Source organism: Enterococcus villorum, from assembly GCF_007990225.1.
In the GTDB taxonomy this organism is placed as follows: domain Bacteria; phylum Bacillota; class Bacilli; order Lactobacillales; family Enterococcaceae; genus Enterococcus_B; species Enterococcus_B villorum.
Window position 1 is genome coordinate 1 of sequence record NZ_BJWF01000091.1, and the last position, 1,024, is coordinate 1,024.

The 1,024-nt window shown below is 27.8% G+C and carries 1 protein-coding gene; it reads left to right on the plus strand.

Annotation, left to right across the window (positions count from 1 at the left end; translation table 11 throughout):
* The first annotated feature begins 111 nt into the window (after positions 1-111).
* Positions 112-930 (plus strand): hypothetical protein, encoded by an 819-nt coding sequence (locus EVI01_RS13435; protein ID WP_010750608.1) that lies wholly within the window; start codon positions 112-114, stop codon positions 928-930.
* The last annotated feature ends 94 nt before the right edge of the window (positions 931-1,024 follow it).

Sequence of the window (1,024 nt, forward strand, 5' to 3'; positions counted from 1 at the left end):
TTTTTTACTAGAAACTTTAATTATTTTTTTAGAAAAAATGGTTTCGTCCTTCTTTTTATCTATGATAACGTTTAGAATAGAAGAAAAAATCTTTGTAAAGAAGGTGTGACTATGACAACTTTAAAAATAAAAAAACAAATGGCAGAAGTAGATGGGGAAATCTACCTAATAACAAATGAAATTTTAATGCAAAAAGCTGAGCAGAAGGTACAAATGAATCGTATGATTAATCAAAGAAAAGAAATAAGGAAACAAATAAATAGGCAGGAAAATGAAACTTCTTATAAAGATATAGATCAATTAAAGAAACAAAAGACACATTTGAAAAATAATGTTCGTTCTTTAAAAGAACAAATAGAAAAATTAGAAGAAGATTTGGGAACATTAAATAGCGAGAATAAGGAAAAAAGAGGAGAGGCTTTTTTTAAGATAAAATTGAGAGAGTTGGAAAAACAAAACATAAATGGATCGATGACTCAGCAAATAAATGAATTAAAAAAGACAAAAGCACGTTACCTCTCAACGATTGATCGTTTTCCCATAAAAAAAACAGAAAAAAGACACTTTAGCTATAAAAGAAATGATCAAAACGAAAGAATAATAATTGAGCAAAAATTAGGAAAATATCATCTACGAAGACATACATTTATAGGGAAAATAAAAAATATTATTTATCGAAGCAAAATAAAACAGTTAAAAAAACGATATGTAGAAATTTTTGAAAAAGGTAAGAGAGAAGCTGATCACGAGAAACCAAAAATATTTTTGCGACAAAGCAAGCAGAATTTAACCACTCATATTCACATTGGGAGAGCAAAAAGTAAGCTAGAAAATAAAGAAGTTGCACAGAGTGAAGAAATCAACACAATACTTATTAAGTACAGTAAACTTGAATCTATTTTACATTCGAATTTTATGAATGCAAGATAGATGAACGTGATCATTTTTTTAGTAGTTTTCAGTAGAAAAGTGGGTAGGTTAAGGCAACTTTGCCTCAAAAATTTAAATCCGGGTAAACGGTGTT